The following is a 22145-nucleotide window of genomic DNA, read 5'->3' as shown; positions in this document are numbered from 1 at the left end:
AATGAATCTATTTTTTGAAGAATCCGGCGATTTCAAGGTCGGCACGGTCCTGTCGCAAGCGGGTGAAGCCTACCAGGTCGAAATGGCCAGCGGCAAGCGCACCAAGGTCAAGGTCAAGGATGTGCTGCTGCAGTATGAAAAGCCGGCCCCGGCCGAGTTGCTCGAGCAAGCCAAGGCGGTTGCCGCCGAGATCGATCTCGATTTCCTGTGGGAAGTGGCGGGCGAAGACGAGTTCGGCTTTGCCGAGCTGGGCGCCGAGTACTTCGGCCATGCACCGTTGCCGCCGGAAGCGGCCGGCCTGATCCTGGCCCTGCATTCGGCGCCCGTATATTTTTACAAGAAGGGCCGTGGCCGCTACAAGGCGGCGCCGGAAGCCTCGCTGAAGGCGGCTCTGGCCGGAATTGAAAAGAAAAAGCAGCAGGCGCTGGTGCAGGCAGGCTATGTGGAAGAGCTGAAGCAGAACCGCTTGCCCGCCTCGATGCAGCCCATGGTGCTGCAACTGCTGTTCAAGCCGGACAAGAACACGATTGAATACAAGGCGCTGGAAGCGGCGTGCACGGAATTGCACACGACGCCGCCGCGGCTGATGCTGGCCGTCGGTGGTATTGCTTCGCCAAAAGACTTGCACCTGTCGAAATTCCTTTTCGAAAATTTCCCGAAAGGCGCCGGTTTCCCGAACGTGCCCGTGCCTTCCGTGACGGCCAAGCTGCCGCTGGCCGACGTGGCCGCCTTCTCGATCGACGACGTAACCACGACCGAGATCGACGATGCCTTCTCCGTGCAACCCTTGCCCGATGGCACCGTGAAAGTGGGTATTCACATCGCCGCGCCGGGCCTGGGCATCCGTCCGGAAGACGTGATCGACAAGATGGCGCGCCAGCGCATGTCGACCGTCTACATGCCTGGCGACAAGATCACCATGCTGCCCGACGAAATCGTCAACGCGTTTACCCTGGCGGAAGGCACGACGTGCCCGGCCCTGTCGCTGTACGCGACCTTGGATCCGAAAGCGGACTGGGCCGTGGTCAGCACGCAGACGCGCGCCGAGCTGGTGCCGATTGCCAGCAATTTGCGGCATAACCAGTTAGACGATCTGGTCAATGAGGAAACCCTGGCCAGCGGTGAGGGCGAGTATCCGCACAAGGCCGATTTTGCCGTGCTGTGGCAATGGGCGCAGCAACTGGAACAGGGCCGCATGAAGAAACGCGAAGCGTTTGGCCTGAAGCCGGAACAGAATAACCGTGTCGATTTCAATTTCTATGTGGAAAACGACATCGTCACCGTGGCGCGCCGCAAGCGTGGCGCGCCGCTCGACAAGATCGTCGCCGAACTGATGATTTTTGCCAACAGCACGTGGGGCAAGATGCTGCACGACCATGGCGTGCCAGGCATCTACCGCAGCCAGGGCGGCGGCAGCGGCAATAGCTGGGCGGCAAAGATGCAGGTGCGCATGGTTACCCATGCGGCGCCGCACCAGGGCCTGGGCGTGGATCAATACGCGTGGAGCACTTCGCCTTTGCGCCGCTACACGGACCTGGTCAACCAGTGGCAAATCATCGCTTGCGCCGAGCATGGCGTGACGGCGCCGCTGGTGGCCCCGTTCAAGCCGCGCGACGCGAATCTGTTCGCCATCGTCTCGGCGTTCGACGCCGCGTATGCCGCGTATGGCGATTTCCAGTCGAACATGGAACGCTACTGGTGCTTGCGCTGGCTGCACCAGGAAAACGCGCGCCAGGTCGACGCCGTCGTGCTGAAAGACGAGATCCTGCGCCTGGTCGACATTCCGCTGGTCATCAAGCTGCCGGGCATGCCATCGGTGGCGCGCGGTGCCCAGGTGAAACTGGACTTGCTGCGCTGGGATGAAGTCGACCTGAGCATCGAAGCGCGCCTGCTGGAAATTGCCGCCGTGCCCGATGCGGCGGCCGATGCCGAGCTGGACTATGAGGAAGAGTCTGGCGACGAAGGCGCCGATGAAGGCGACGTGGCAGCGGAAGCCGCGCCGGAAGCGGCCAACCAGGTCGGCGACGCCGAGGCGGAAGTGGCGGAACTGGCCAGCGAAGACGTGGTCAGCGAGCCCGAGGTCAAGTAAGGCATTCCTCACGCCATCAAGGCGGTGCTGAAAACTGTTGCCGGCACCGCCCTTTGACGTAGAATTCAGCCATCTTGTATGGTGTGCTTGTTGCGAACTGGGTTGCGCGTGAAGTCTTTCCGAGAGAATCGTTTCCTGATGATAGCCGTGGCGGTATCGCTGCTGGCGCACGGCGCCTTGCTGGCGATGCATTTTGTCGCCCCGGCCCCGCAGCGGGCCGTCGCCACCGATCCTGGCCTGGAAGTGATCCTGGTCAACGCCAAGCATGCGAACAAGCCGCTGAAGGCCGATGCCCTGGCGCAAGCCAACCTCGATGGTGGTGGACAGGCCGACAAGGGTCGCGCCAAGTCGCCCTTGCCCGACATGCGCAAGGTGGAAGAGGGCGACAGCGTCAAGGCCAGCGCCAGGCGCATTGCCGAGCTGGAGCAGAAGCAGCAGGAATTGCTGACGCAGGCGGCCAGGCCGACGCCTTACAGCGCCGCGCCCGTCACGGAAAAGGACAAGCCCAATCCCCTGGCCACCGGCTCGGACTTGATGGAAAGCAGCAAGGCCATCGCCCGCATGGCGGCCGAAATCAGCCAGACCGTGGAAGACCAGAATAAACGTCCGCGCAAGACGTTCATTACGCCCAGCACGCAGGAGGTCGGCTATGCCATGTATTACAAGACTCTGCAAAAGCGCATCGAGGAAATCGGCACCCTGAATTTCCCGCAAAAGAATGGCCGCAAGATGTATGGCGAACTGGTCGTCTATATCCCCATCTTCCAGGACGGCACGATTTACCAGAAAGAGGGCGGCGCCCGCGTGGAAAAAAGCTCGGGCAACCCGGCACTCGATGCGGCGGCCCTGGCCATCGTGCGCCGCGCGGCGCCGTTTGGCCGTTTCCCACCGAACATGTTGTCGAGTGACAAGGATGACCTGTGGGTCGTCATCACCCGCTTCAAATTTACGCGCGAAGAAAAAATGGAAGCTAACCTGACTGGCGGCAGCAATTGAACAAGCAAGCAATGAATCACGATCAATATTGCGTCTTCGGCAATCCCATCGCCCACAGCAAGTCCCCATTGATCCACGCCGCGTTTGCCCTGCAGACAGGGCAAGCGTTGGTCTATGAGCGCCGGCTGGCGCCGCTCGATGGCTTTGCCCTGGCGGCCCGCACGTTTGCCGCCGAGGGTGGCAAGGGCGCGAACGTGACCGTGCCCTTCAAACTGGACGCGTGTGCGCTGGCCACCGTGCTGACGCCGCGGGCTAGGGCGGCCGGCGCCGTCAATACCCTGCGTTTCGATGGCGACACCATTCTTGGCGACAATACCGATGGCGCGGGCCTGGTGGCCGACATCGTGCGCAACGCGGGCGTGAGCATTGCCGGCAAGCGCGTCCTGCTGCTGGGTGCGGGCGGCGCCGCGCGCGGCGTCGTGCTGCCCTTGCTGGAACAGGGACCGCAGGAAATCTTCATTGCCAACCGCACCGTGGCCACGGCCGAGGCGTTGGTAGCGCAGTTTGCCGACGCGCTGGCGCACCCCGGCCAGCTGCGCGCCGGCGGTTTCGCGCAGCCCGATGGCGTGTTCGATATCGTCATCAACGCCACCTCGGCCAGCCTGGCGGGCGACTTGCCGCCCGTGCCGCCTGGAATTTTCGGCAGCCATACGCTGGCGCTGGACATGATGTACGGCGCCCAGCCTACCGTCTTCATGGACTTTGCCGCGCAGCATGGCGCGCAGGTGCGCGACGGCCTGGGCATGCTGGTGGAGCAGGCGGCCGAAGCGTTTTACGTGTGGCGCGGCGTGCGTCCGCAGACGCAGGACTTGCTGGCGCAATTGCGCAGTACCCTGTGAGCGCCGGCAAGAAGGGCCATCGCAAGGGGGGCAGCGGCAGCCGCTACGGCTGGATCAAGTGGCTGTTCATCGTTCCCGTGCTGGCCTTTATTGTCGTGCAACTGTATTTCTTCCTGCAAATCTGGTGGTGGGTCGACCATAACCCGTCCAGCACGGCCTTCATGCGGGAACAGTTGTCGGTCTTGCAGGACAAGAATCCCAATGCCACCATCAAGCAGACGTGGGTGCCGTACAACCGCATCTCGAACAATCTGAAACGGGCCATCATCGCTTCGGAAGACGCGAATTTCTCCGAGCACGAAGGCGTGGACTGGGAAGCCTTGCAAAAGGCGTATGAAAAAAACAGCAAGAAGCAGAAGGTCGTGGCGGGCGGCTCCACCATCACGCAGCAGCTGGCGAAGAATCTGTTCCTGTCCGGTTCGCGCAGCTATGTGCGCAAGGGGCAGGAACTGATCATCACGTACATGCTGGAAAACCTGATGGAAAAGCAGCGCATTTTCGAGATTTATCTGAATGTGGTGGAGTTTGGCACGGGCACCTTTGGCGCCGAAGCGGCCGCGCGCCACTATTACAAGGTCAGCGCGGCGGGCCTGAGCGCGGGGCAGGCGGCGAAACTGGCCGTGATGCTGCCGAATCCCCGTTTTTATGACCGTCACCGCGATACGGGTTACCTGAACCGGCGCACGGGCGTGATCCTGCGCCGCATGGGGGCGGCGGAATTGCCTTGAGTGCAGCGGGCTTTCTTTGCATAAAATTAAAGCTGCCTGATTGGCACTATTGCGACGCAGCATCTTAATCGGCCCCGCTTGGTGCAACGCCGCACTTTTTCCGTGAAAAAGCCGTGCCGGGGGTGGTCGTGAAAAGGCCTTTGCGGGTACACTTGCGCTGTTTTCATTTTTGGCGCCAGCGCCAGCACATCACGATAACCCCACATCCGGCTGAGAGCGCGCATGATCAATGTCTTTGTATTACAGAATGGCCGGCTCAACCAGGTGCCGATCGACAGCCGCGCAGACCTCGAAAATGCCGAACCGGTGTGGGTCGACCTGACCGACCCCACCGATGATGAACGGGCCTGGGTCAAGGCCATCTACAACGTCACCCTGCCGGGCGAAGACGAAGTCAAGGATATTGAAGCGTCGGCCCGCTATTACGAAGCGGAAAACGGCGACTTGCACCTGCGCACGGATTTCCTGCGTGAAGAGGACGACGGCCCGTCGCGCGTCATCACGGTCGCCTTCATTCTTGCCCGCAAGATTTTGTTTTCCATGCATACGGACGACTTGCCCGTGTTCCGCCTGGTGCGCATGCGCGCCCGCTCGCGGCCCGGCTCGATTGCCGACTACATGGACGTGCTGCTCGACCTGTACGCCACCGATGCCGAGTATTCGGCCGACGTGCTCGAAGGCATCTACCAGAACCTGGAAGAAGTCAGCACGCGCGTGCTGCAAAAGGAATTTACCGATGCGCACGCGGCCGAAGCGCTGAACGCCATTGCCCACGAGGAAGATTTGAATGGCCGTATCCGCCGCAACATGATGGATACGCGCCGCGCCGTGAGCTTTCTGATGCGCGGCCGCTTGCTCAATTCCGAGCAGTTCGAGGAAGCGCGGCAGATTTTGCGCGACATCGAATCGCTGGACGGTCACACCTCTTTCCTGTTCGACAAGATCAACTTCCTGATGGATGCCACCGTCGGTTTCATCAACATCAACCAGAACAAGATCATCAAGATCTTCTCGGTGGCCAGTGTGGCCTTCCTGCCGCCGACCCTGATCGCCAGTGTGTACGGCATGAACTTCAAGCTGATGCCGGAACTGGAATGGTCGTTCGGCTATCCATGGGCCTGGGGCTTGATGATCACCAGCGCCATCGCGCCCTTCCTGTACTTCCGCCACCGCGGCTGGCTGAAATAAGCCGCATCGCCGGGGCGCTTCCGCGTCCCGGTGTCAAGACGAACGCAGCGAATTCAAAAATCGGCGATAATCACTGGTATTGTGTGGTATTGAATTGGTATTGCGTGATTGCTCATTGCTCATTGCTCATTGCTGATTGCTGATTCATGCCTGCCGCCGGCTGCGCAGAAAAGTATCGTCATCGAGACGTTTTCTGCGTGGTGGCGTCCGCCTGTTCCACCTATGATCGTTACGATGCCGGCCTTGGCCGGCTGGCCGCCGCATTTCCCGTCACCGTTGTCTTCTGGAGAGTCCATGCCTGATACCGCCATCACCCCACCGCGCTTTACCCATCTGATCAGCGACTGCGATGGCGTGCTGATCGACAGTGAAGCCGTGGCCCTGCAAGCGCTGCTGGAATTGCTGGGGCCGCGCCTGCAAAACCTGCCCGAGGGCGTCACCCTGCAAGGCTTGATCGAGCCGCGCCTGGGCCAGCGCCTGGTGCCGCTGATGCAGGATATCTACAAGGAACTGTGCCTGCCGCAATTGCCGGCCGATGACATCATGGCCATCGGCAACGCCGTCGACGCGGCCTGCGATGCGCAGCTGCGCGCCGTGCCTGGCGTGGCGCAGGCGCTGGCCGCCATTCCCCTGCCCAAGGCCGTGGCCTCGAACAGCGTCAGCGCGCGCGTGCTGTCGGCGCTCGAGCGCACTAACATGGCGCCGCTGTTCGACAAGCGCGTATTTACGCCCGACCTGGTCGGCCATGCCAAGCCCCATCCGGGCGTCTACCTGGCGGCGGCCGCCGCTTTCGGCGTGCCGCCAGGCCAGTGCCTGGTGCTGGAAGACAGCGTCACGGGTGTGACGGCCGCCGTGGCGGCGGGCATGACGGTCCTGGGCTTCATCGGCGGCGGACATATCGCGCCCGGCCAGGAAGCACGCCTGAAGGCGGCCGGCGCGCATGTCGTGTTCGGCGACATGGCCAGTTTGCCGGCGCTGGTGGCGGCCCTGCTGCAGCCGGCCACCGAGCCGCAAGTCGCCTAGCGGCAGGTATAGCCGCCATCGATCGGCAGGCTGACGCCGCTGATCATGGCGGCGGCGTCGCTGAGCAGGAACAAAATGGGGCTGGCTACCTCTTCCGGGGTGGCAAAACGGCGCAGCGGGATGGCGGCCAGCATGGGGCCGCTTTTCGCCGGATCGCTCCAGTCCCGTTCCGCCATCGGCGTCAGGGTCACGGTCGGGTTGACGCTGTTGACGCGGATGCCGTGCGGCCCCAGTTCCAGGCACAGGCTGCGGGTGATCGCATCCATGGCCGCCTTCGAGGCGCAATACGCCAAGTGATGCTCAAGCGCCACCAGCGCCGCCTGGCTCGAAACGTTCACGATGCTGCCCTTGTGTCCTTCGCGCAGCATGCCCTGCGCCACATGGCGCGCCATCATGGCCGCGCTGCGCGCATTGACCACCATCACGCGGTCAAAGCTGGCCGCATCGACTTCCATGCTGGGCCCCAGTTGCGAGATGCCGGAGCAATTGACGAGACCATCGATGTTGCGCAGCTGCGCCAGCGCGGCCGCCATGGCGTCGCTGTCGCTGATGTCGAGCTGCAGCGGCTCGCAACCGGTTTCGTCGGCCAGCGCGGCCAGCCGTTCGGCGTTTTGTCCGATGGCAATGACGCGCGCGCCGGCCGCGCTCAGCATGCGCGCAGTGACCAGGCCGATGCCGCTGGAAGCGCCCGTGACGATGAATTTCTTGTGGCGGAAATCGAATAGCATGGTCATCCTTAGTTTGGGTTGGCGTGGTTGATACGGTGCATCAGGGGCCGCAAGGCGGGATAGGCATCGCGGTACAGGGCAAAGGTGCGGCGGTAGACCTCGCTGGCGTCCGCTTGCGGCTTGCTGCGCGGCACCAGGGTGACCCAGCCCCGCTGGGCCGCATCCTTGCTGACCAGGCCGGCACCGAGCGCCGCCAGCAAGGCCGCGCCCAGCGCCGCCTCGACGTTTTCCGCGATGGTGTAGACGGGGTAATTGGTGATGTCGGCAATGATCTGCATCCACAGGGGCGAGTGCGCGGCGCCGCCGACGACGATCAGCTTGTCGTCGAGCGCGACCGTGCCGGTGCCCCTGGCGCCCGCCTCGATATTGTGTTGCAGGGCAAAGCTCACGCCTTCAAGCACGGCGCGGTACAGATGGGCGCGGCTGTGGTACAGGCTCAGGCCCAGGAAGGCGCCGCTGGCCCTGGCGTCCCAGATGGGGCTGCGCTCTCCCATCAGGTAGGGCAGGAACAGCACGCCTTCCGCGCCGGGTGGTACGGCTTGCGCCTGCTCTTCCATCAGCTGGTGCGCATCGGCATGGCCCAGCCGTCTGGCCGCCTCCACGTCGGCCTGGCAAAACTCGTCGCGGAACCAGCTGACGGAGGCGCCGGCCGTGATGGCGCCGCCAAACACATACAGGTCGGACTGGCTGTTGAACACGTGCGGCATGCTGATCAGGCCGTGGCGCGCATCGACTTGCTGGTGGATATAGCCCCAGCACATGCTCGTGCCGATCATCGCCACATGCTGGCCCGCGCGGCTGGCGCCGGCGGCGAAGGTGGCCACGGCCGCGTCGACCCCGCCGGCGATGACGGGCGTGCCGGCCAGCAAACCGAGCTGCTGCGCCGCCAGCGGCAGCAGGGCGCCCACCACCTCGGACGAGTCGACCAGGCGCTGCGGCATCATGCGCGCGGGGATGCCGAGTTCCTCCAGCATGGGGGCCGACCAGCTGCGCGCGGCCAGGTCGTACACGCCGCCGATATTGCCGGCCGAGCTATGGTCGACGGCCACTTCCCCCGTCAGCAGATAGTTGATGTAGCTGTTCGGCGGCAGGAAGTAGCGCGTGCCGGCCCACACGTCGGGCCGATGGCGCTTGAGCCACAGCATCTTGGTATAGCCGTAATAGCTGTCGACGCCGTTGCCTGTCGTCGCGTACAGCCGTTCCAGATCGACGTGCTGATTGACCCATTCCACCTCGTCGGTGGCGCGCCTGTCCATCCAGATCAGGCACGGGTGCAGCGGCTGCATGGCGGCATCGACGGGAATGCCGGAGCCGCCATACAGGCTGCTCACGCAGATGGCCTTGACGTGCTCCGCCGGCACGCCGCTGGCGTGCAGCACCTGCCGCACGCAGCTCACGACGGCGTCGTACCACACGGCCGGCCACTGCTCGGCCCACAGGGGGCGCGGCGTATCGACCTGGTAGCCCTGCGCATGCTGGGCCACGATGGCGCCGCCGCTGGTGACGAGCAGGGCCTTGGTGCTTTGCGTGCCGATATCGACACCGATGACGTAATCCATGCCGGTTTCCCCGTTAATGTTGCGCTGGCTTCAGCAATACCTTGATGGAATCGAGCGAGTTGGCCAGCGCGAACGCCTGCTCCCAGTCTTCCAGCGGAAAGTCGTGCGTGACGATGCCTTTCGACGTGACCAGTCCGCGTTCGAGCAGGTCGATGGCGACCGGGTAGCAATACGGTCCCAGGTGGGCGCCGCGCACGTCGAGTTCCTTGCGGTCGCCGATGATGGACCAGTCGGCGCTGGTTTCCTTGCCGAAGACGCTGAATTCGACGAAGCGGCCCAGCTTGCGAATCACATTCAAGCCCTGCGTCACGCCGGCCGGCACGCCCGTCGTCTCGATATACACATCGCAGCCGTAGCCGTCCGTCAAGCCGTGGATGATGGCCAGCGCATCGTCGGTGGCGGGATTGATGGTGACGTGGGCGCCATACTCGCGCGCCAGCGCCAGGCGCTCCGGCACCATGTCGATCACCACCAGTTTTTTCGGCGTCTTCAGGGCGGCGATCTGCGTCATCATCAGGCCCAGCGGCCCGGCGCCGGCGATTACCACCACGTCGTCGAGCTGCACTTCGGCGCGGTTGACCGTGTGGATGGCGCACGCCATCGGCTCGATGATGGCCGCGTCTTCCAGCGAAATGCTCTCGGGAATTTTATGCACGAGGGCGGTGGGCGGGATGCGCATGTATTCAGCCATGCCGCCATCGGCCACTTCGCGCTGGAAGCCGAAGATATTGTGCACTTCGCACATCCAATATTTGCCCGATTTGCAAAAGCGGCACTTGCCGCAAGGCACGATCTGCTCGGCAATGATGCGGTCGCCCACCTTCACGCCAAAGTGTTCCTCGCCGTGCTCTCCCGCCTCGACCACGTAGCCGAAGAATTCGTGGCCGGGGATCACCGGCGGCTTGACCCACGACGGCTGGCCGTCGCCGCCCCAGAACATGGCGGCGCCCGAGTGGCATTTGCAGTCGCTGGCGCAGATGCCGCAGGCGGCGATGCGGATCAGCAACTCGTTCAGGCGTGGCTTCGGGCGGCTGATCTTTTGCAGGCGGTAATCTTTCGGACCGTGGCAAACGACGGCTTGCATCTCGACTTCGGTGTACTTCATGGCAGGCTCCAGGTGGTAAAGGTGGTCAGGCGATGGTCAGGCGCGCTTGCTGCTGTTGCGGCTGATGTAAATGGCGAGCAGGATGATCACGCCCTTGATGATGTTTTGCAGGTAGGGCGAGACGCCCATCATGTTCAGGCCGTTATTCAGCACGCCGAGCATGACGGCGCCGATCAGGGTGCCGACGATGGAGCCGCGTCCGCCCGTGATGGCCGTGCCGCCCATGACGACGGCGGCAATCGCGTCCAGTTCGAAGCCGATGCCGGCGTTCGGCTGGCCGCTCATCAGGCGCGACGTGAGCACCAGGCCCGCGATGGCGGCCGTGCCGCCGCTGATGGCATACACCAGCAGCTTGTAGCGCGCCACGCGCACGCCGCTCAGGCGCGTCGCTTCCTCGTTGCCGCCGATGGCGTAGATATAGCGGCCCAGCGGCGTATGGTCGAGCAGCACATAGGCGACGAGGAAGACCAGCAGCATGGCCAGGATCGGCGTCTGCACTCCCAGCACATTGCCGCGGCCAAAGAATTCGAACCAGTCCGGCAAGTCGTTGATCGGGTAGCCGCCCGTGTACAGCAGGGCCAGTCCGCGCGCGATACCCATGGTGGCCAGGGTGACGATAATCGGCGGCATCCTGGCGTAGGCGACAAAGAAGCCATTGCCCACGCCAAAGGCGATGCCCACGGCCAGGCCGGCCGCGATGGCCAGCCCGGGCGGCAGGCCGGCCACCATCAGGCCCGCCGTCAAGGTGCCCGTCAGCGCCATCACGGAGCCGACGGACAGGTCGATGCCGCCGCTGAGGATGGCGCACGTCATGCCGACGGCGATGATGGCGTTGATCGACACTTGCCGCGCGATATTGACCAGGTTATCGCTGGAAAAGAAATGGTCGGTGGTGGCCGCCATCGCGGCCGACACCAGCAGCAGGCCCAGCAGCGGCAGGAAGGCGGGCGACTGCTTCAGCATGCCCCACAGGCGCCTGGCTGGCAGGGGAGGGGCGGGGCGGCGCGGCGCCGCGAGGGATTCAGTGTTGACCGGCTGTTGCATGGCGCATTACCTCGCTGGAGTGAATGGACGTGCCTTCCAGCATGGCCACGATGGCGCCCTGCTTGAACACGGCGACCCTGTCGCACATGCCGGTGATTTCCGGCAGTTCCGATGAAATCAGAATGATGGAATAGCCATCGCTGGTGAGGGCGCGCATCAGGCGGTAGATTTCCGCCTTGGCGCCCACGTCGATGCCGCGCGTGGGCTCGTCGAAGATGAGGATCTTGCAGTGATGGTTGAGCCAGCGGGCGATCACCACTTTTTGCTGGTTGCCGCCGCTCAGGGTGCCCACGCGCGTACCGGGGCCGGGGGCCTTGACGCCCACCTTGGCCATCATGGCCCGCGTGGCGGCCAGCTCGGCGGGGCGGCGTATCAGGCCCGCACCCGTGTATTTCCCCAGGTTATTGATGGACATGTTTTCCGTGATGCTGAAATCGAGGATCAGTCCTTCGGTCTTGCGGCTTTCCGGCAACAGGCCTATGCCGTGGCGCAAGGCATCGGCCGGATCGCGCAGGCGGGCGCGCTTGCCGTGGATGCGGATCTCCTTGTGCCAGGCCGGGTGGGCGCCCATCACGGCCAGCGCCAGTTCCGTGCGGCCCGAACCGACCAGGCCGGCAAAGCCGAGGATTTCGCCCTGCTGCAGCTGGAAGCTGTTGGCGGGGCCATCCTTGCTCAGGCGCACGTCGCGGGCGTCGAGCACGATGGCGGGCGAGGCGGGGCGCGCCGGCTTGGCGGGGAAGTTCGCTTCCAGCTTGCGCCCGACCATCATTTCCACCAGCTGGCCGATATCGGTGGCGGCCACGTCCGTCATGCCCACGTACTGGCCATCGCGCAGCACGGTGATGCGGTCGCACACGTCGAAAATCTCTTCCATGTGATGCGAAATGAAGATCATCGCCACGCCTTGCTGGCGCAGTTCGCGCATGATGGCAAACAGCTGCCCCGCTTCGCTGGGTGTCAGCGTGGCCGTCGGTTCGTCGAGGATCAGGATGCGGGCATTGAGCGAAAGGGCCTTGCCGATTTCCACGAACTGCTGCTGGGCAATGCTGAGCTGGCTGACTTCGGCCGACAGGTCGATGGCGATGTTCAGGCGCGCGAAGATGGCTGCCGCTTCCTGCCGCATGGCTTTTTTCGACAGCAAGCCCAGGGCATTCGTCCGCTCGCGTCCCAGGAAGATGTTTTCCACCGCATTCAGGTAGGGCACCAGGGAAAACTCCTGGAAGATGATGGCGATGCCGGCGGCGATGGCGTCGTTGTAGCTGTGAAAATCGCAGGGCTGGCCATCGACCACGATGTTGCCCGCGTCGGGCCGGTAGATGCCGCTGAGAATTTTCATCAGGGTTGACTTGCCGGCGCCATTTTCACCGAGCAAGGCGTGGATTTCGCCCTGACGAATGCTCAGGTTAATGTCGTTCAAGGCTTTCACGCCGGGGAAACCTTTGGTGATGTTTTGTAGCTGCAAGATCGTCTGCATGGTGGGATCCGGAGTAACGGTGAAGCTCCCGCAGCCAGGCCGCGGGAGTGGGCAGGCACGGTGGCCGCTGCCCTTACCAGCTGAAGGACTTGGCGCCTGCCTTGTCCACCAGCTTGACGTCGACCGGCACTTGCGCCGGCACGTTGGCGCCCCATTTTTTTGCCATGGCGATGGCCAGCGCCAGGCGCACCTGGTCGCGCGGGTACTGGGCGGCCGTGGCGATGAACCTGGAATTGGGCTTGAGCATCGCCTTGATGGCTTCCGGCGCGCCGTCCACACTGGTCAGTTTCACGTCCTTGCCGCTCGCTTCGATGGCCGACAGCGCGCCCATGGCGCCGCCATCGTTGACGCTGAAAATGCCTTTCAGCTTGGGCTGCGCCTGCAGGATGTTTTCCGTGACCGTCAAGGCCTGGTCGCGTTCCTGCTTGCCGTTCTGGGTGCTGACGATCTTGATGCCAGGAAAGGCTGCCAGCGCATCCTTGCAGCCGCGCACCCGCTCCAGGATGGGCACGACGGGGATGCCGTCGAGGATCGCCACGTCGCCCTTGCCATCCAGACTCTTGGCCAGGTAGGTGCAGGCCAGCTGGCCCGCATTGAAATTTTTCGAGCCGACGAAGGAATCGACGGGGCCGTTGGCATTCGCATCGACGGCGACGACGATCACGCCGGCCGCCTTGGCCGCCTTGACGGCCGACTGGATGCCGACCGAATCGGTGGGGTTGAGCAGCAGGATGTCGATCTTTTTCTGGATCATGTCTTCCACGTCGCTCGTCTGCTTGGCCACGTCGTGGCGCGCATCGGTGATCACCACCGTGGCGCCGATGCTGGCGGCCGCCTCTTCCAGCGCCTTTTTCATTGTGATGAAATACGGGTTGTTGAGTTCCTGGAAGGACATGCCGATCTTCAGCGGCGCGGCGCTGGCGCTCACGGACAGGCTGGCGGCGCACAGGGCGGTCGTGGACAGGGCCAGCAATTTTCTTTTCAACATCATCGTCTCCTGGTTTTTAGTATGGATTTTGGGTGTCGTGGCAGCCTTGCCTTGCCTGCTGCCGGGGCATGAAGCGTGAAAAAGGGAGTCAGGTGCCTGGGGCCGCCGTTTTCAAGCCGTCGTAGCGGCGGAATTTCGACGGTGAAATGCCCTTGTGCGCGAGGAACTGGCGGTTGAAATTGGACAGATTGTTAAAGCCCACCTGATAGCAGATGTCTGTGATGCTCAAGGCGCTGTTGCTGAGCATTTCGCAGGACAGTTTGATGCGCAGCAAGTTCACGTATTGCACAAAGGAAATTCCCGTGTGCTTGCTGAACGAGCGCGAGAAGGAGCTGACGTTTTGTCCGATCAGCTCCGCCAGTTCCGATTCGCGCAAGTCGGTCGACAGGTTCTTGCCGATGTAGGCCAGCGCCAGGTTGATCTTCGATGCCATATAGCTGTGCGGATCGGGCAGGTAGCTGGGGCTGGACAGCTTGCGGCGCTCGCTGTCGTGCAGCAGCAGGTCCAGCAGCGACAGGAACAGCATGACCCGGCGGCAGCCGCGCGCTTCCAGCAAGGCCTGCATCAGGGGCCTGGCGGCGGCGCCGGCCTCCGGCGTAAACAGCAGGCCGCTGCGCGATTCGTCCAGCAGGGTCACGACCGGCTGCAATTCCGGGAAGGCGGCGATGGCCTTGGCCATGAATTCGGCCGTGAATTGCAGGATCAGGCAACGCTGCGGCACGGGCTGGTTATCGGGCAGCTCGCTGACCCAGTTATGCGGCAGGTTGGGGCCGGACATGACCAGGTTGCCCGGCTCGAAATCGCCGATATAGTCGCCGACGAAGTACTTGCCGCTGGTGTCGGTGATCAGCTGGATTTCATATTCGGGATGAAAGTGCCAGCGCACGGTGCGGTAAGGGTAGCCGTGCGACCAGGCTGTAAACGATTCATCGGCGGGCACGCGGACGACTTCGAGATCGGGTTTCATGATGTGCTCCCTCGCGCCGCTTAGCCGGTGACGGCGGGAAAAAGAGAAACAGCGCGGTGGCGGCAAAGCGTAAACGGGGCGAGGCGGATGCGTGGCATGACGTGTCTCCTGCTGGGTTACCGTGCGCTTCGACCCTGTTGCCGGCCGGGCGTGTTTTTGATTTATGGTTCCATTCTATGCAGGCGAACCCGGCGGGGCCACTCATTCCATGTGGGTATACCGATACTTTTTTTGCATTTTCCTTGCATCAGAGGAGACGTAGTCAAATTTTGTGCATTGCGTCAAATGTTGCTGAGCAATACGTTGGCGGGAAAAGATGGCAATTGCACAAAATAGTATCGATAAAACAGGGTCTTTGACGTAGCGCCCGCCCCCGCGCCGCTTGTATGCTGGCCAGGCTGGCCGCGACCGGGCCGGCGTCCCTTCAAGAATACCCATGCCGGAGAGCACCATGCGAGTAGCGTATGTCTGATGTCTATTTGACGCACCTGATCAGCGATTGTGATGGCGTTCTGGTCGACAGCGAAAGCGTGACCTTGTTTTCTCTGCTCAAGCAGCTGCGCCCGTACGTGCCCGCCGATACGCCGCTGGTCGCCCTGATCCAGCCGCGGCAAGGACAGAACTTCGAGACGCTGCTGACCGGCGTGTTCCTCGAACTGGGTCTCGCGCCGCCGGCGCCGGATGTCTGCGCAGCGATCCGCCAGGGCGTCGAAACCGATTGCGACCGGCTGCAGCGGGCCGTGCCCGGCGTGCTGCGGGCGCTGGCTGCCATCAATATGCCGAAAGCGGTGGCGTCGAATAATACTGGCGCGCGCGTGCGGTCGGCGCTGGAGCGGACCGGCATGGCACCGTTATTTGGCGGACGGGTGTTTACGCCGGACCTGGTGGGCCATGCCAAGCCGCATCCGGGCCTGTACCTGGCGGCGGCGGCCGCCTTTGGCGTGCCGCCAGGCCAGTGCCTGGTGCTGGAAGACAGCGTCACGGGCGTGACGGCCGCCGTGGCGGCGGGCATGACGGTATTGGGATTCATCGGCGGCGGGCATGTCGCCGCCGGCCAGGAAGCGCGCCTGAAGACGGCCGGCGCGCTTCTTGTGTTCAATGACATGGCCAGGCTGCCGGCGCTGGTGGCCGCGGTGATGGACACCGCGGCCGTGTAAAACGCTTATGCCAGTTTGGCAAACACCTTGCGCGCGGCGGCGATGGTGGCGTCGATGACGGCGTCATCGTGCTGCGCCGAGACGAAGCCCGCTTCGAAGGCGGCGGGTGCGAAGTACACGCCTTCGTCCAGCATGGCGTGGAAGAAGGCGTTGAACTTGCTGCGGTCGCCCGCCATCATTTCCGCGTAGCTGGTCGGCGGCGTGGCGCTGAAATAGATGCCGAACATGCCGCCGATGTAGTCGGCGCAGAAGACCACGCCGGCCTCTTTGGCGGCGGCGGTCAGGCCTTCGGCCAGGCGCTTGGCCGTGGCGCCCAGCTGCTCGTAGAAGCCTGGCTGCTGGATCAGTTTCAAGGTGGCCATGCCGGCCGCCACGGCGACCGGGTTGCCCGACAGGGTGCCGGCCTGGTAGACGGCGCCCAGCGGCGCCATGTTGTGCATCAGCGCCGCGCTGCCGCCGAAGGCCGCCACCGGCATGCCGCCGCCGATCACCTTGCCCAGGGCCGTCAGGTCCGGCTTGATGCCGTACAGCGCCTGCGCGCCGCCCAGAGCCACGCGCAAGCCGCACATGACTTCATCGAAAATGAGCAGGGCGCCGTGCTGCGTGCACAGCTCGCGCATCGCCTGCAGGAACTCCGGCGTGGCTTTCACCAGGTTCATGTTGCCGGCCACCGGTTCGACGATGACGCAGGCGATGTCCGCGCCGAAGCTGTCGAAGGCGTCTTTCAGCTGCTCCACGTTGTTATAGTCGAGCACCAGAGTGTGTTTCACAAAATCTTCCGGCACGCCGGCCGATGTCGGGTTGCCGAAGGTGAGCAAGCCGCTGCCCGCTTTCACCAGCAGCGAATCGGCGTGGCCGTGGTAGCAGCCTTCGAACTTGACGATCTTGTCGCGTCCCGTGGCGCCGCGCGCGAGGCGCAGGGCGCTCATGGTCGCTTCCGTGCCCGACGACACCAGGCGCACCTGCTCGATCGACGGCACCAGGCGCGTGATTTCCTCGGCCATCAGCACTTCGCCTTCCGTCGGCGCGCCGAACGACAGGCCAAGCGCGGCCGCATCCTGCACCGCTTTCACCACTTCCGGGTGGGCGTGGCCGACGATGGCCGGGCCCCAGGAACCGATGTAGTCGATATAGCGCTTGCCATCCGCGTCCCAGAAGTAGGGGCCTTCGGCGCGCGTGATGAAGCGCGGCGTGCCGCCGACGGAGCGGAAGGCGCGCACGGGCGAATTGACGCCGCCTGGCGTGGTTTTTTGTGCGCGGGCAAACAGGATGTCGTTCTGTGAAGTCGTCGTCATGATAATCGTGCCTTGAAAGTGGATCGTTGTCTGTGTCGTCTGTCTGGTCTGCTACAGAATTATTGGGCGCCGCGCTGGCGCTGCTGCCGGAACAGCCGGTTCGGCACCAGCTTGCCCATGCCGTGGCGCTGCGCGTGGGCCAGCGCGCCGGCCGTGAATTCCTGCGCCGCCACGACCACCTGCGGCACGTCGTCTTCGTTTTCCGCCAGGGCCAGCAGGGCGGTAGCCGCCGCCGACAGGGTGCTGCCGGCGCCGTTGAAGATGCCGGGCAGGTGCTGCCATTCGTCGTGGCGCACCACGCCGTCCTCGCCGAACAGGGTATTGGCGCGCAGCTTGCCTTCGCCCGTGCCGGACTTGCTGGCGTCGGCCGGCATGCCGGTGACGAGCACGTATTCGCAGCCCAGCGCCACCAGGTAGTCGACGTCGTTTTGCAGGGTGTCGTCCGGATCGGCGTCGCGCCAGGTCTCGGCCAGGCGCTCCAGTTCCACCGGCGAGAGCACCAGCAGGGTCGTTTGCGGGATCAGCAGCTGGCGCACGGCCGTGAGAATATCTTCATCGTCCATGCCCTGTTCCGGCAGCGCCGAAATGAAGGGATCGAGGATCAGCGGCACGTTCGGATAGTCGGAGACGATTTCGGCGATGGCCGTGACGTTTTCCACGCTGCCCAGCGCGCCGATCTTGATGGCGGCCACGGACATGTCTTCCAGCAGCACGCGCGCCTGGTCGGAAACCCAGTCCGGGTCGACCGCCTGCACGTCTTCCACGCGCGCCGTATCGCTGATCAAGAGGCCCGTGGTGACGGACAGGCCATGGCAGCCGAAGGCTGAAAAGGTGGCCAGATCGGCCTGGATGCCGATCGCGCCGACCGGATCGGACACGCCGAAGCTTAATATGAGGGGAGAAGTTTGGTTTTGCACGGCGGGTAGATTAAGATACCTAATTCAGCATTTTACTTGATTGAAGGGTGGCAGAACGTGAGTAGCAACGAAACAACGCAGCAATTCCAAACGTGGATGTGTCTTATTTGCGGCTGGGTTTATGATGAAGCGGCCGGTCTGCCCGACGAAGACATCGCTCCCGGCACGCGTTGGGCCGATGTTCCGATGAACTGGACCTGCCCTGAATGCGGTGCGCGCAAGGATGATTTCGAGATGGTGGCGCTGTAATCAATCAGTTCCACGGGATGCCGCTGCCGCACGCAGGTATCGCGGCTGCCTGTGCTATCGTATGAAAGATTGTCGAATAATCACATGACGCGTCCTTTTTTGCCCGCGGCGCCGTCCGATGCCGTGGGTGCCAGCGCCACGATCCTCGTCATCGACGACAGCGCGACGATACGCAGCGCGGCCGCGAAGATCCTCGGCGAGGCCGGTTATCGCGTGGTGGTGGCGGAAAACGGCTTTGCGGCCCTGGCCAAGATCGCCGACTGCCAGCCGGCCCTGATCGTGTGCGACATCGTGATGCCGCGCCTGGACGGCTACCGCACCTGTGCGCTGATCAAGGCCAGTGCGGCTTTCCACGCCACGCCGGTGCTGATGCTGTCGTCGAAGGAAGGCTTGTTCGACCGCGCGCGCGGCGCCATGGCGGGCGCCAGCGCCTGCCTGGCCAAGCCGCTGGCGCGCGAGGCGCTGCTGGAGGCCGTGCGGCAGCACCTGGCCGGGCATTTTGAGTAGTGATTTATTGATTGACAACGCAGCAAGGAAGCAGATGGCCATACACACAATTCTGATCGTCGATGACTCGCCGACAGAGCGCTACTACCTGAGCGAGATGCTGGTGCGTGCCGGCTATGCCGTGTTGACGGCGCAGGACGGCGCCGACGCGCTGGCGCAACTGAAGCAGGCCAGGCCCGACCTGATCCTGATGGACGTGGTGATGCCCGGTGCGAATGGCTTCCAGATCACGCGCGCCATCGCCCGCGATCCCGAACTGCAGGACGTGCCGGTGATTATCTGCTCCAGCAAGAGCCAGGAAACGGATCGCATCTGGGGCTTGCGCCAGGGCGCGCGCGATTACCTGGTCAAGCCGGTGGTCGAAGCCGAGCTGCTGGCCAAGATCGCCGCGATTTCCTGAGCATGCACACGATGCCAGGTCACGGCGTGTCCACCGCGGCTTTTCCGCCTGCCGCTGCCGCCATGCCCGTCTTCGAGGCGGGTGCGCGGCAGGGGCGCTTGCGCCAGTATCAGCTGCAATTGATCGAGCGGATACAGGCCGCGCGCAGCGGCGTGCTGGCGGCGCACAAGGAACTGGGCGTGATGCTCGGTGGCCGGCCCTGCCTGCTCGACCTGACGCAGCTCGGTGAAATCGTCATCGCCACCGGCGTGCAGATCCAGGGCGTGCCGCTGGCGCAGGACTGGTACCTGGGCCTGGCGGCCATGCGCGGCCGCCTGACGGGTGTCGTCGACCTGGCCCGCTACATGGGCGAACCGGCCTGCGTGCCGGGCAATCACTGCCGCATCATCACCTTTTCTCCCCGCCTGGGCCTCAATTGCGCATTGCTGGTCGAACGCGTGCTCGGTTTGCGCCAGTTGCGCGCCATGCAATCGGTGCCCGTTCAGGATGCGGCGCCGGGTGTGCTGCCATCGTGGGCGGCGCAGGCGCTGCGCGACAGCGAAGGGCAAGAGTGGCTGCGCCTGGACCTGGCGCAGTTGGCGCAATCGGCACGCTTCCTTGATGCCGGCTTTGGCGGCCTCGCCGTCCACAAGGATCTTTGCTGATGGGCGCCCATTCTCCCATTCTGGCGGCCGGCATGCCCGAAGCGCAGCATGCGCCGGACGCGCCGGCATCGGCGGCCGACTTGCCGCTGCGCCTGCGCGACGCGCTGGGACGGCGCAAGTCGCTGGCCAGCGCGCCGGCCGGGGACTGGAAGCTGCCGCTGATCGGCCATTTTCCGCTGCAAAAGCAGCTGAGCATCCTGTCGACGCTGATGGCCCTGAGCCTGGCCGCCAGCCTGCTGTTCGTCGGACTGAACACGCGCAGCAGCAATATCGCCTCGGCGCAGACGCAACTGGCCAGCGATGCGCTGATGCATTCGCAGCGCATCGGCAAGGCCGCGCCGAACGCCGTGCAAGGCAATCCGGAAGCCTTCCGCCAGCTTGAGGAAAGCCGCAATGAACTGAGCCAGGATTTCCGCCTGATGCTGCGCGGCGGGACGTATCACGGGCGCGATATCGGCGAGTCGCGTTCCGCCCTGCTGGCGGCGGTGGCCGACGCGCGCAAGAAGTGGGCCAGCAGCGACCGCGCGGCCAGCACCATCCTGCGCCTGAAGCCGGAGCTGGGCGAATTCGACAAGACCTTGCAGCAATTGAACGCGCTGTCGCCGGCGCTGCTGGCGCAGACCGAGGAAATCGCGGCCTTGAAGGTGCAGCGCGGCGGCAATGCGCGCGACCTGGCCGTCATCGGCCGGCTGATGATGCTGAGCCAGCGCATGAGCCGCAGCGCCAGCGAATTCCTGTCGTCGGGCAGCATCAGCTCGGAAACGGCGTTTTCGCTGGGGCGCGACACGACGTATTTCCGCGCCGCCGTCGAAGGCCTGCTCAATGGCAGCGTGACGCTGCAACTGGCGCCCACGCGCGACGCCGAACTGCGCGACCGGCTGGTGGCGCTGAAAGCCAGTTTTGACAATTACCAGAAGCTGGTGTCGTCGATACTCGACCGGCTCGATAAATTCAGTGCGGCGAAAAGCGCAGAGCAGCTGATCTTCAACGAGAACGAAGACCTGCGCCAGCGCTTGACCCTGCTGCAGCAGATGTACCACGTGAACCAGGAAACCCTGGGCATCGCCTTCTGGATGATGGTCGCCGGCGTGTTGCTGACCCTGATCGCGGCGGCCGGCATCGGCAGGGTGCTGCTGCAGGACTCCGTCAACCGCACGCGCGACGCCGAGCGGCGGCGCCAGGAAGCGGAAATCCGGCGCCTGCAGTCGCAGGAAAAAGAGGAAGAGGCGAAGGCCAGGAATGAGCAGAACCAGGCGGCCATCCTGCGCCTGATGAACGAATTGCAGAAGGTGGCCGACGGCGACCTGACGGTGCAGGCCACCGTATCGGAAGACATCACGGGCGCCATCGCCGATTCCGTCAACTACACGGTCGAGGAATTGCGCGGCCTGGTGGGCAGGGTGACGGCGACGGCGGAACAGGTGAACCGCGCCTCGACGCAGGCGCAAAGCATTTCCAGCAAACTGCTGATCGCGTCGCAGCAGCAGTCGCGCGAAATCCAGGGCGTCAGCGCCACCGTGGTCAAGATGGCCAATGCGATTACCGACGTGTCGAAGTCGGCCAGCGTCTCGGCCGACGTGGCGCGCCAGTCGGTGGCGGCCGCGCAGCAGGGCTCGACGGCGGTGGAAAACGCCATCAAGGGCATGCATGAAATCCGCGAGCAGATTCAGGATACTTCCAAGCGCATCAAGCGCCTGGGCGAATCGTCGCAGGAAATCGGCGAGATCACCGAGCTCATTTCCGACATCACCGAGCAGACCAATGTGCTGGCGCTGAACGCCGCCATCCAGGCCGCATCGGCCGGCGAGGCGGGGCGTGGCTTTTCCGTCGTGGCCGAGGAAGTGCAGCGCCTGGCCGAGCGCTCGGCCGCCGCCGCCAAGCAGATCGGCGCGCTGGTGCGCACCATCCAGGCCGATACCCAGGATGCGACTCGGGCGATGGAAACGTCCACGCAGGGCGTGGTCGAGGGCGCGCGCCTGTCCGACGCGGCCGGCGCGGCCTTGAACGACATCAGCCAGGTGTCGAAACACCTGGCGGAACTGATCCAGGGCATCTCGTTCGCCACCGGCACGCAGGCCGGTTCGGCCAGCGGCGTGGCCTTGAATATCCAGCATATCCTGAGCGTGACGGAGCAGACCCAGGATGGCACGCAGCAAACGGCGCAATCGATCCATAAACTGTCGATGCTGGCGCAGGAACTGAAAAATTCGGTGTCGCGCTTCCGCGTCGCCGCCTGAACGCCGCGCCA

General features: G+C 64.0%; 21 protein-coding genes. 12 read left to right on the top strand and 9 right to left on the bottom strand.

All coding sequences use genetic code 11. From position 1 onward, the window contains the following. The first annotated feature begins 1 nt into the window (after position 1). The 6 genes from P9875_RS26145 (at position 2) to P9875_RS26120 (ending at position 6863) form a co-directional block, all read left to right on the top strand. Positions 2 to 2089 carry a ribonuclease catalytic domain-containing protein gene (locus P9875_RS26145; protein ID WP_176387399.1) on the top strand — a complete coding sequence of 696 codons (2088 nt, stop codon included), beginning with the start codon at positions 2 to 4 and terminating at the stop codon, positions 2087 to 2089. Positions 2090 to 2227: 138 nt separating this feature from the next. Beyond that, entirely contained in the window at positions 2228 to 3085 is an 858-nt protein-coding gene (locus P9875_RS26140; protein WP_034746649.1) for an energy transducer TonB family protein, read from the top strand. 11 nt (positions 3086 to 3096) lie between these two features. Next, positions 3097 to 3924 carry a shikimate dehydrogenase gene (gene aroE, locus P9875_RS26135; protein WP_278317009.1) on the top strand — a complete coding sequence of 276 codons (828 nt, stop codon included), beginning with the start codon at positions 3097 to 3099 and terminating at the stop codon, positions 3922 to 3924. Then, positions 3906 to 4652, top strand: a complete 747-nt coding sequence (gene mtgA, locus P9875_RS26130) for a monofunctional biosynthetic peptidoglycan transglycosylase (protein ID WP_423221863.1) — start codon at positions 3906 to 3908, stop codon at positions 4650 to 4652. Before aroE ends, mtgA begins: the two co-directional genes overlap by 19 nt. A 222-nt stretch (positions 4653 to 4874) precedes the next feature. Beyond that, entirely contained in the window at positions 4875 to 5840 is a 966-nt protein-coding gene (gene corA, locus P9875_RS26125) for a magnesium/cobalt transporter CorA (protein ID WP_034746658.1), read from the top strand. Positions 5841 to 6134: 294 nt separating this feature from the next. Further along, the gene (locus P9875_RS26120) at positions 6135 to 6863 is read left to right on the top strand and encodes an HAD family hydrolase (protein WP_278317007.1); all 729 of its coding nucleotides are present in this window, start codon (positions 6135 to 6137) and stop codon (positions 6861 to 6863) included. Here the strand turns inward: P9875_RS26120 and P9875_RS26115 are convergent. The 7 genes from P9875_RS26115 to P9875_RS26085 all read right to left on the bottom strand — a co-directional run bounded on the left by P9875_RS26115 (position 6860) and on the right by P9875_RS26085 (position 14728). After that, complete coding sequence (locus P9875_RS26115) at positions 6860 to 7597, bottom strand: SDR family oxidoreductase (RefSeq protein WP_278317006.1); 738 nt, start codon at positions 7595 to 7597, stop codon at positions 6860 to 6862. The two genes, P9875_RS26120 and P9875_RS26115, sit on opposite strands and share 4 nt — an antisense overlap. A 2-nt stretch (positions 7598 to 7599) precedes the next feature. Next, positions 7600 to 9150 (bottom strand): FGGY-family carbohydrate kinase, encoded by a 1551-nt coding sequence (locus P9875_RS26110; protein WP_278317005.1) that lies wholly within the window; start codon positions 9148 to 9150, stop codon positions 7600 to 7602. A gap of 13 nt (positions 9151 to 9163) precedes the next feature. Beyond that, positions 9164 to 10255 carry an alcohol dehydrogenase catalytic domain-containing protein gene (locus tag P9875_RS26105; RefSeq protein ID WP_176387405.1) on the bottom strand — a complete coding sequence of 364 codons (1092 nt, stop codon included), beginning with the start codon at positions 10253 to 10255 and terminating at the stop codon, positions 9164 to 9166. A gap of 36 nt (positions 10256 to 10291) precedes the next feature. Continuing rightward, positions 10292 to 11299 carry an ABC transporter permease gene (locus P9875_RS26100; protein WP_423221807.1) on the bottom strand — a complete coding sequence of 336 codons (1008 nt, stop codon included), beginning with the start codon at positions 11297 to 11299 and terminating at the stop codon, positions 10292 to 10294. Next, positions 11277 to 12773 (bottom strand): sugar ABC transporter ATP-binding protein, encoded by a 1497-nt coding sequence (locus P9875_RS26095; RefSeq protein WP_278317004.1) that lies wholly within the window; start codon positions 12771 to 12773, stop codon positions 11277 to 11279. Before P9875_RS26095 ends, P9875_RS26100 begins: the two co-directional genes overlap by 23 nt. A gap of 73 nt (positions 12774 to 12846) precedes the next feature. Further along, positions 12847 to 13764 (bottom strand): ABC transporter substrate-binding protein, encoded by a 918-nt coding sequence (locus P9875_RS26090; protein WP_278317003.1) that lies wholly within the window; start codon positions 13762 to 13764, stop codon positions 12847 to 12849. A gap of 85 nt (positions 13765 to 13849) precedes the next feature. After that, a complete protein-coding gene (locus tag P9875_RS26085) occupies positions 13850 to 14728 on the bottom strand; it encodes an AraC family transcriptional regulator (RefSeq protein WP_176387409.1) in 879 nt (292 codons plus the stop codon). Between the two features lie 464 nt (positions 14729 to 15192). Here P9875_RS26085 and P9875_RS26080 point away from each other — a divergent pair, with 464 nt between their 5' ends. Beyond that, positions 15193 to 15885 carry an HAD family hydrolase gene (locus P9875_RS26080; RefSeq protein WP_278317002.1) on the top strand — a complete coding sequence of 231 codons (693 nt, stop codon included), beginning with the start codon at positions 15193 to 15195 and terminating at the stop codon, positions 15883 to 15885. A 5-nt stretch (positions 15886 to 15890) separates the two neighbouring features. On the opposite strand, the gene hemL is transcribed toward P9875_RS26080, so the two are convergent. Together hemL and thiD are read right to left on the bottom strand one after the other, a co-directional pair. Then, a complete protein-coding gene (hemL, locus tag P9875_RS26075) occupies positions 15891 to 17180 on the bottom strand; it encodes a glutamate-1-semialdehyde 2,1-aminomutase (protein ID WP_035822102.1) in 1290 nt (429 codons plus the stop codon). Between the two features lie 59 nt (positions 17181 to 17239). Then, on the bottom strand, positions 17240 to 18097 hold the full coding sequence (gene thiD / locus P9875_RS26070) for a bifunctional hydroxymethylpyrimidine kinase/phosphomethylpyrimidine kinase (protein ID WP_035822099.1): 858 nt from the start codon (positions 18095 to 18097) through the stop codon (positions 17240 to 17242). A 96-nt stretch (positions 18098 to 18193) separates the two neighbouring features. Between thiD and P9875_RS26065 the strand changes: the two genes are divergently transcribed. From P9875_RS26065 to P9875_RS26045, 5 genes are all read left to right on the top strand, one after another. After that, on the top strand, positions 18194 to 18346 hold the full coding sequence (locus tag P9875_RS26065) for a rubredoxin (protein WP_010401308.1): 153 nt from the start codon (positions 18194 to 18196) through the stop codon (positions 18344 to 18346). Between the two features lie 84 nt (positions 18347 to 18430). Further along, positions 18431 to 18853, top strand: coding sequence for a response regulator (locus P9875_RS26060; RefSeq protein ID WP_051959089.1), 423 nt, complete (start codon positions 18431 to 18433; stop codon positions 18851 to 18853). Between the two features lie 34 nt (positions 18854 to 18887). Then, a complete protein-coding gene (locus P9875_RS26055; RefSeq protein WP_034780235.1) occupies positions 18888 to 19253 on the top strand; it encodes a response regulator in 366 nt (121 codons plus the stop codon). Between the two features lie 2 nt (positions 19254 to 19255). Next, positions 19256 to 19897 carry a chemotaxis protein CheW gene (locus P9875_RS26050; RefSeq protein ID WP_278317001.1) on the top strand — a complete coding sequence of 214 codons (642 nt, stop codon included), beginning with the start codon at positions 19256 to 19258 and terminating at the stop codon, positions 19895 to 19897. Beyond that, complete coding sequence (locus P9875_RS26045) at positions 19897 to 22134, top strand: methyl-accepting chemotaxis protein (protein WP_278317000.1); 2238 nt, start codon at positions 19897 to 19899, stop codon at positions 22132 to 22134. Before P9875_RS26050 ends, P9875_RS26045 begins: the two co-directional genes overlap by 1 nt. The last annotated feature ends 11 nt before the right edge of the window (positions 22135 to 22145 follow it).

Origin of the sequence: Janthinobacterium rivuli, from assembly GCF_029690045.1 — a bacterium.
Taxonomy (GTDB): domain Bacteria; phylum Pseudomonadota; class Gammaproteobacteria; order Burkholderiales; family Burkholderiaceae_D; genus Janthinobacterium; species Janthinobacterium rivuli.
Note: the sequence above shows the minus strand (reverse complement) of the source record. Positions and strands in the feature narration are given on the sequence as shown.

Excerpts from the sequence above, each read along its gene's own strand:
- P9875_RS26090 (WP_278317003.1), bottom strand. The coding sequence starts at position 13,764 with ATGATGTTGAAAAGAAAATTGCTGGCCCTGTCCACGACCGCCCTGTGC.
- corA (WP_034746658.1), top strand. The coding sequence starts at position 4,875 with ATGATCAATGTCTTTGTATTACAGAATGGCCGGCTCAACCAGGTGCCG.
- P9875_RS26055 (WP_034780235.1), top strand. The coding sequence starts at position 18,888 with ATGGCCATACACACAATTCTGATCGTCGATGACTCGCCGACAGAGCGC.
- P9875_RS26140 (WP_034746649.1), top strand. The coding sequence starts at position 2,228 with ATGATAGCCGTGGCGGTATCGCTGCTGGCGCACGGCGCCTTGCTGGCG.
- P9875_RS26080 (WP_278317002.1), top strand. The coding sequence starts at position 15,193 with ATGTCTGATGTCTATTTGACGCACCTGATCAGCGATTGTGATGGCGTT.
- P9875_RS26110 (WP_278317005.1), bottom strand. The coding sequence starts at position 9,150 with ATGGATTACGTCATCGGTGTCGATATCGGCACGCAAAGCACCAAGGCC.
- P9875_RS26065 (WP_010401308.1), top strand. The coding sequence starts at position 18,194 with ATGTGTCTTATTTGCGGCTGGGTTTATGATGAAGCGGCCGGTCTGCCC.
- P9875_RS26115 (WP_278317006.1), bottom strand. The coding sequence starts at position 7,597 with ATGACCATGCTATTCGATTTCCGCCACAAGAAATTCATCGTCACGGGC.
- P9875_RS26060 (WP_051959089.1), top strand. The coding sequence starts at position 18,431 with ATGACGCGTCCTTTTTTGCCCGCGGCGCCGTCCGATGCCGTGGGTGCC.
- P9875_RS26100 (WP_423221807.1), bottom strand. The coding sequence starts at position 11,299 with ATGCAACAGCCGGTCAACACTGAATCCCTCGCGGCGCCGCGCCGCCCC.
- P9875_RS26120 (WP_278317007.1), top strand. The coding sequence starts at position 6,135 with ATGCCTGATACCGCCATCACCCCACCGCGCTTTACCCATCTGATCAGC.
- P9875_RS26050 (WP_278317001.1), top strand. The coding sequence starts at position 19,256 with ATGCACACGATGCCAGGTCACGGCGTGTCCACCGCGGCTTTTCCGCCT.
- P9875_RS26045 (WP_278317000.1), top strand. The coding sequence starts at position 19,897 with ATGGGCGCCCATTCTCCCATTCTGGCGGCCGGCATGCCCGAAGCGCAG.
- hemL (WP_035822102.1), bottom strand. The coding sequence starts at position 17,180 with ATGACGACGACTTCACAGAACGACATCCTGTTTGCCCGCGCACAAAAA.
- P9875_RS26095 (WP_278317004.1), bottom strand. The coding sequence starts at position 12,773 with ATGCAGACGATCTTGCAGCTACAAAACATCACCAAAGGTTTCCCCGGC.
- P9875_RS26085 (WP_176387409.1), bottom strand. The coding sequence starts at position 14,728 with ATGAAACCCGATCTCGAAGTCGTCCGCGTGCCCGCCGATGAATCGTTT.
- P9875_RS26105 (WP_176387405.1), bottom strand. The coding sequence starts at position 10,255 with ATGAAGTACACCGAAGTCGAGATGCAAGCCGTCGTTTGCCACGGTCCG.
- P9875_RS26145 (WP_176387399.1), top strand. The coding sequence starts at position 2 with ATGAATCTATTTTTTGAAGAATCCGGCGATTTCAAGGTCGGCACGGTC.
- aroE (WP_278317009.1), top strand. The coding sequence starts at position 3,097 with ATGAATCACGATCAATATTGCGTCTTCGGCAATCCCATCGCCCACAGC.